This window comes from Pseudoalteromonas sp. Z1A2 (assembly GCF_011378755.1).
Taxonomy (GTDB): domain Bacteria; phylum Pseudomonadota; class Gammaproteobacteria; order Enterobacterales; family Alteromonadaceae; genus Pseudoalteromonas; species Pseudoalteromonas distincta.
Map to the genome: position 1 here is coordinate 1 of NZ_WTKX01000052.1, position 7566 is coordinate 7566.

Consider the following 7566-nt stretch of genomic DNA (forward strand, 5'->3'; position numbering starts at 1 on the left):
ACGCGAAGGCAAGCTCACTGACTTCGATGTGATAAATGATAGCTAATCATTTATCAATGAGAGATACAAGACGCGCAGCTTGCTGGCGTTTAAAAGCACCGCTTTTACATTTAGTTGGATGCATTAGTAAACAAGTAACTTAATCACCACCGAGGAGTGAAGGAGAAAACAAGGAGCAGTGACTAACATTACTCGTGTTTTCTTTGTGTAACGCACAGCGCCTCGATGGTGAAATATCATATAGCTTAAAAAAGTGGACTTTGTCTGCTCATTTACTCCTCTTTTTCTTCTCTTTGTGCATTCATATTTTAAGGGCTGTTATTCACAAAGAGGTTTAGAGGCGCTGCGCTTTTAGAGGACAGCTTGGAAGTTAAAATAATAAAGAACTAAAAGTAAAAGCGAGGTATAAAACCTCGCTTACTATATTCAAAAGCCCTATTTGATCGGTGCTATTTAAGCCGCGATTAAATAGGACTCTTGTCCTGAATGCTTGTTGTTGCGTTTAAATGAACCTTTGCCTTTTTTAGCTTTAACCACTTGTGGTTTAAATAATCTAGAGGTGACCATTGCCGCTAGTGCATTGTGGTTTATAACGCCTCGGCCGGTGTCTACCGCGCTGGTATTTGCGGTTTTTGTTTTAGATTTTTTAGTCATATATTTCCTATAAACTAATGGTTATTTTAAGTTAAATAATAAAGAGGCTTTTATATTGGCCTATTTTAAGAGATGGAGATTGTAGGCTTAATTTTCAACCGCGCAAGTATTTTTAACATCCATTTGGTAGTTTTTTAATAATAAAAAAGCATAAAAAAGCGCAGTTAATAACTGCGCTTAATATTACTTTAGTTTGCTTGATAAATTAAAAACTAAAGCTTACTTTTGCGTAGTACGTTCTGCCGTCAAAGCCGTATGGCAATGCGCGTACTGGATATTTAAATGCGCCGTTGGTGATAAAATTAAGTACTTCGTCATCACCTAATTCATCTGGTGTTTCGTCAAATACATTATCGGCACCCACCGAAAGCGCAAACATGTCGTTAATTTGGTAGCTAACATTTAAATCAACTAACACAGCAGATTCAACCGTACTTGTTGGTTTAAATGACCCCGTAGGCGAAAGCTCACCAGGTAATGAAATATGGTCGTTACCAAAGTATTTTACGTCTGTTTCGCCAAAGTAGTTAAAGCGAATGGTTGATGTGTAGGCATCGCGTTCGTAGTCAAACGTAAGCGTTGCACGTTCGCTCGGTTGTCCGTCGGTAAAAAAGCTGCGTTGTAAATCATCAAAAGCAACCGCTTCAGGAATACCGTCTTCTGCGTTTACGCTGTCAATTTTAGTATCGTTTAGGTTACCTGCAAAGGTTACTCCTAAATTACCGCCTTCAACTTCAGTGCGGTACGATGCAATAATATCAACACCTTGCGTAGTAGAATCAACCGAGTTTGAGAAGTAGTTAGCTTGCACTGCACCAGTTGCTTGTAGCGCTGCAACCGCTTCTGAGCTAAACGATACATCGTCAGCCGAAAGTAAGCTGCCAAGTGTAATACGGTCTTCAATTTCTACACGGTAAAAATCAACCGTTAACGAAAGCTCGCTTGTTACATCGTAAACAAAACCAGCACTGTAGTTTGTTGATGTTTCAAGCTCTAAGCTATCTACGCCTAACGCACTTGGGAAAGCGGTCCCTGTGTTTGCCGTGAACGACTGCGTTAATGTGCCGTCTGAGCCTAAGTTAGTTGTAAAGGCTGTATAACCACTTTGTTGAAGTGATGGCGCTCTAAAACCAGTAGACAGTGCACCACGTACTGCAAAGTCATCTGAAAATTCATAACGTGTTGCTAATTTACCAATTAAATCATCCCCAGCATCTGAGAAATCTTCATAGCGTAGTGCACCACTTACGTTCCATGCGTCGGTGATCATAGTTTCTACGTCTACATAAACTGCGTAGCTGTTACGGTCGCTATCGTTAGCCGCTTCAGGGCGAAGGCCGTTATAAGCTTGAAAACCACACTGTGCAAATTGATCCGGATCGTTTACTGATGGGTACGAGGTATCCATATTTGCTAACCCACACGCGTATGATGCTTCATCGCCAGGCACTATTTCGTAGTTTTCTTTACGGTATTCGGCGCCTACTGTTACATATAAAGGCTCACTACGGCCAATATCTACAATACCGTTTACATCAAGGTTAACCGTTGTTTGATCGAATCTAAAACCACCTGAGTAACCGCCAGTAGGCCCTGAGTTTGCTGCAATGTCGGCATCGCTTGCATCTGGGTTATTAAATAAATACTCAGCCGCGTAAGAAGCATTTAATGTATTGCGTGATGTAAAATCGTATTGGTTTTCACCATAAACAGCCGATACATCGTAAGTCCAATCTGTGTTTATATCGCCTTTAAAACCAAGCGCTACTGAAATATCTTGTGCTTCGTTATATATGCGCGGTAAAAAACCATCACTATATACTTGGGTTACGTTTTTAGAGGCTTCGTTAAAATTACGGTAAAAACCATTACCCAGCGCCGTGCGCTCAGAGTAGCCACCAAACGAGTAAAGCTCGCCGTCGCCCATTGGTAATGCCATGTTGTAAAATAACGACGTAAATTCACTTTCTGAGTTACCTTGGCCCCAGCGTACATCTTCACTTAGCGTACCTGGTTCAACATTAAGCGAACCCCCCGTATCGCGCTCTGCACGGTTAGTGCCGTCGGCATCACGGTACTCAAGCGATAGGTTAATAAAGCCGCCTTCGTTACCTAATTCAAAACCACGGTTTAAACCTGCTGAAATAGTGTCGCCGTCACCTTCACTTGTGCCGCCGTATTGTACAAAACCCGTTGTAATACCGGTTGAGTTATTAAGAGATAAGTTAATAACACCTGCAATAGCATCAGAGCCATACTGCGCTGCAGCGCCGTCGCGTAATACTTCAACGCCTTTAAGTGCTGTTAGCGGAATGGCATTCATATCAGTACCCGCAGCGCCTGCGCCTACTGTACCGTTAAGGCCAAAAATTGATTGGTTATGACGACGTTTACCATTTACTAATACAAGGGTTTGATCTGGTTGTAAGCCACGAAGTGTTGCAGGTCTAAATAAATCAGAACCGTCTGATACTTGTGTACGCGAAAAGTTAAATGAAGGCGCTGTCGCTTGAAGGCTTTGGCCTAATTCGGTAAAACCACCTTTAGTTAAATCATCCGCGTCAATTAAATCAATAGGAGAAGAAGACTCTGTAGAGGTACGGTTAGATACACGCGATCCTAATACAGATATTTGCTCTATGTTTTTAGCAGCTTGCACTGGTGCTTCTTCAGCGTTAACAATGCTTGGTGCGCTAAACGCGAAAGCAACGGCTACAGCAAGTGTGTTTAAACGGTATGTTGACATAGTGACGACCCTGTTTTTTGTATTCTTAATAATATGTGTGTGGTTATGATGCTCACAACCTGTTGCAAACATCCTAGCAACATATGCAAACAAAAAGAAATGAAAAAAACTAAATATTTGGTCTAAGTATGCAAATAAACTTCAAGATAAGAAAAAACCACATCAAATTGGTTAAAATACGTGCTAAGAAGGGATTAAACATCAAAAAACAGAATGTTTAACACTTTATTTACAATGTGGTTTTGTTCGTTATTTTACACTTTTAAAGGTAATAGGCAGCGAATGGTCGTACCTGTGCCTAATATACTGTTAACTTCTACTTTTCCACCGTGATCGCTCACCATAGCGTATACAAGTGTCATACCCATACCGGTGCCTTTTCCGACTTCTTTTGTTGTGTAAAAAGGGTCAAACATATGCGCTATTGTGTCTTCATTCATGCCACAACCGTTATCTTTTATTTCAATACAAATATTTGTGTTGAGTTCAAAAATATTGACTTCAATAATGCAGCCTTTTTCTAAGTCTAACTCGCAAGCTTGCCAAGCATTCATTAAAAGATTTACAAAAATCTGATTAATTGACGATAAATTGCACCAAATGAGTGGTAGGGGTTCAAACCGCGTTTTTATTTCGCATAATTTAAGTTTGCTACTTAATAATCTTAAAGCATTATTAGCACCCGTTGTTACGTCGGCTAATTGTTTATCTTGAGAAGAGGTGGGGTGGGCAAAGTTTAATAAGTCATGCACTATTTGTTTTATTCGTTTAAGTCCTTCAACGCTGTCGTTAATTTGCCCCTGCAAATTGTTATAAATCCACGCGTACGGATACTGTAAATTGAGTATGTCGATTTCGTGTTTAAAACGGCTCTCTTTAATTTCGTTATTTAAATATTGTTCGTTAAGTTTCAGCAGCGCTACCAGTAAAGGGCTTGCGTTTTGTAGGCTCTCTACGTTACTCATTGCATAGGCAAGTGGGGTATTTATTTCGTGGGCAACGCCTGCGCTCAGTGTACCTAAGGTTGCCATTTTTTCTGTTTGCACAAACAGCATTTGTTGGTGTTCTAAGTCGGCTACTTTTTTTTGTAGTTCATTATTTATGGCAACTAAAACGCTACTTTTATCTTTGAGTAATTGCTCTGCAGCTAAGCGCAGCTTTTGTTCGTTTAAAAAAGCACGTTCAAAATTACCATCTGATCCATTCATTCCTTTCATCCATATAGATAACTTTATACTTAACGTTTAGTCGTCTGTATGCAAATTTGCAACTTTAGTGCAGCCAAGTCCTAATTTTATGCATGAGTAATTATCCACTTATTGCTAATAACTCCATTATATAAATACCACTTAATATAAAAGGTAGTCACAAACACACCATAGAATATTTTTTTAAGCTATTATTTAACCAGAAGTAATTTAAAGGCGACTCAATGACTCAAGTAACACCAAGCACACCAATAAATCAGGTTGATGTACTTTGCATTGATGATGATGAAATAGTACTACGTACGTTAACACGACTACTTGAAGTAAATGGCTTAACGGTTATTGTTTGCGATAATCCGCAAAACGCATTAACACTTTTTAAAAATCATGAGTTTGGTTTAATTATTAGCGATATGCGTATGCCGGTAATGAACGGTGCCGAGTTTTTAGAAAAAGCGCGTGCGCTGGCACCCGACACCCAACGCATTTTATTAACCGGTTACGCCGACATACAAACCACCTTAGCGGCTGTTAATCAGGGCCAAATAAATGGTTATATTCAAAAGCCTTGGCAAAACGATTTATTACTTCGTAGCATTAGAGATAGCCTAGAAAAATTTGCACTAAAAAAACAAAATCAAAAATTAGAGGCACAAGTTAAAGCGCAAAACCAAGAGTTGCTAGAGCTTAATAATTCGCTTGAACAACGGGTAGAAAAACGCACCTTACAAATCAAACAGGTTTTAAAAAAGCTTGAAGACGCCAACGAGCGCGAAAAACAAGAGCATAAATCGACCGTAGAGCTGCTATATAATTTTGTTAACGCAAACCCTTACCTAGATGGCAACAAAGCACAAAATATTGCTAATACCTGCACACAAATAGCACTTTACTTAAACTTGTCGCAAAAAAGCATTGATCTTGCCCCTATGGCTGGTTACTTGGCGCAAATAGGCTTGCTTGCTATGGATCCTGATCTTTATAAAAAACCAGTTAACCGCTTAAACGAGCAACAACGCAAAACCTTTTATACTCACCCAAGTACTGCACAATTAATGTTAATGCCAGCAATACATTTACATGACTTGTCGGATGCTATTTATTATCAGTTTGAGCGCTTTAACGGAAACGGAATGCCCAAAGGCCTTGCCGGAAACGACATACCAATAGGCGCTATGGTGCTAGGTTTAGCGCGCGACTATTGGGATGCGTTTGAGCAGAGCAATGCAAGTGATGAAAAGCAGCGCCACGATGACGCACTCGAAAGTGTAAAACTTTATAGTGGATCGTTTTATCATCCTAAAATTGTACGTGCACTTGAAGCAAGCCATGCAAAACTACACGAACAAAAAAGTTCAGCAGGATCAGTGCTAATTTGTAACGCCCATGAACTCAAAGATCAAATGGTACTAGGCCATGCTCTACACAGCCATACGGGCATAATGTTGCTGCCCAAAGGTCATGTATTTGGCAGTAAATCGATAGAAAAACTCCAACAGCTAGAATCGAAAAAACCAACTCCGTTCAGAATAATGGTGAAAACTGCTAAATGATTGATCTAAACCGCAGTTTTTTTCGTTACAATGTGCATAAAATAGATTATTGAATTTGCTTGAAGGAGCACTCTGTGTCGCGATTTTCTGCGGTTACTGACAACCCCCATGATGGGCGTTTTAACCAAAAAACGGGAATACTGCTAACTAACCTAGGCAGCCCTGATGCACCAACAGCGGCTGCGCTTCGTACATATTTACGCGAATTTTTATCAGATCCACGCATTGTAGAAATACCACGCTTAGTATGGATGATAATTTTACATGGCATTATTTTACGCGTACGCCCTAAACGTTCGGCTAAATTATACGAGAGTATATGGACCGAAAACGGCTCACCACTGACCCACATTACTCGCCAGCAAAGTGTAAAGTTAAATACCTTATTAAAAGAGCAAGGTTATACCAATACTGAAGTCGTAATGGCAATGCGTTATGGCAACCCTTCAATAGAGGCAGGCCTTGAAGAGCTTCGTGATAAAGGCTTAACGCGTATAATTATTTTACCAATGTACCCGCAATATTCTAGCCCAACTACGGGTTCTACGTTTGATGCTGTATCGAGCGTACTGCGTAAATGGCGCTGGGTGCCAGAGCTGCATTTTATTAATGGCTATCATAAAAACACCCGTTATATTGAGTCGCTTGCTAATAGTATTAGTGAGGATTTAGAAGCGAATGGTATGCCACAAAAAATTGTTTTTTCGTATCACGGTATGCCTAAATTGTTTTTAGATCGCGGCGATCCGTACCATTGCCTATGTTTACAAACCACGCGTTTAGTTGTCGAAAAACTAGGCCTTGATAAAGACAAAGTAATTAGTACTTTTCAAAGTCGATTTGGTAAAGCAGAGTGGTTAAAGCCTTATACCGACGCAACTCTTGCAGCCTTACCTGATGAAGGTATTACCGATGTAGCTATTATAAGTCCTGCTTTTAGCGCCGACTGCCTAGAAACACTTGAAGAGCTAGAAGGTGAAAACCGTGAAATATTCGAAAACGCAGGCGGCGAAAAATACCGTTACATAGCGGCACTAAACGACAGAGACGACCATATAGAAGCTGTGTTTGATGTTATAAAACCTATGTTGTAACCCAAGCTTACTAAAGCTAAATATATTACGCATTAAGCGGTGTTAAAATTAACACCGCTTTTTTGTTTTTAATGCTTTTAAAATATTTAGTTAATTAATTCACAAAGAGGTTAAGAGGCGCAGCGCTTTTAGAGTGGGTGATAAAACATAAAAATACTGGTTTTGGCTTTTCTCATTTACTTCTCTTTTACTTCTCATTGTGCAAATAAAAGCTTTTAAAGGGCTAATTATTCACAAAGAGGTTAAGAGGCGCTGCGCTTTTAGAGTAGTGATAAAACATAAAAACACTGGTTTTGGCTTTTCTCATTTAC

Annotated in this window: 5 protein-coding genes; 2 read left to right on the forward strand and 3 right to left on the reverse strand. The window is 39.7% G+C overall.

The window, feature by feature from the left end; all coding sequences use genetic code 11:
• Nucleotides 1-453: 453 nt before the first annotated feature.
• The 3 genes from GQR47_RS19885 to GQR47_RS19895 form a co-directional block, all read right to left on the reverse strand.
• Nucleotides 454-654 (reverse strand): ribosome alternative rescue factor ArfA, encoded by a 201-nt coding sequence (locus GQR47_RS19885; protein WP_024597457.1) that lies wholly within the window; start codon nt 652-654, stop codon nt 454-456.
• A 205-nt stretch (nt 655-859) separates the two neighbouring features.
• A complete protein-coding gene (locus GQR47_RS19890; RefSeq protein WP_024597458.1) occupies nt 860-3400 on the reverse strand; it encodes a TonB-dependent receptor in 2541 nt (846 codons plus the stop codon).
• Between the two features lie 254 nt (nt 3401-3654).
• Nucleotides 3655-4608, reverse strand: coding sequence for a HAMP domain-containing sensor histidine kinase (locus tag GQR47_RS19895; protein ID WP_024597459.1), 954 nt, complete (start codon nt 4606-4608; stop codon nt 3655-3657).
• A 224-nt stretch (nt 4609-4832) separates the two neighbouring features.
• On the opposite strand from GQR47_RS19895, the gene GQR47_RS19900 reads away from it, so the two are divergent.
• Together GQR47_RS19900 and hemH are read left to right on the forward strand one after the other, a co-directional pair.
• Nucleotides 4833-6161 (forward strand): HD domain-containing phosphohydrolase, encoded by a 1329-nt coding sequence (locus tag GQR47_RS19900; protein ID WP_024597460.1) that lies wholly within the window; start codon nt 4833-4835, stop codon nt 6159-6161.
• 74 nt (nt 6162-6235) lie between these two features.
• On the forward strand, nt 6236-7255 hold the full coding sequence (hemH, locus tag GQR47_RS19905) for a ferrochelatase (RefSeq protein ID WP_024597461.1): 1020 nt from the start codon (nt 6236-6238) through the stop codon (nt 7253-7255).
• The last annotated feature ends 311 nt before the right edge of the window (nt 7256-7566 follow it).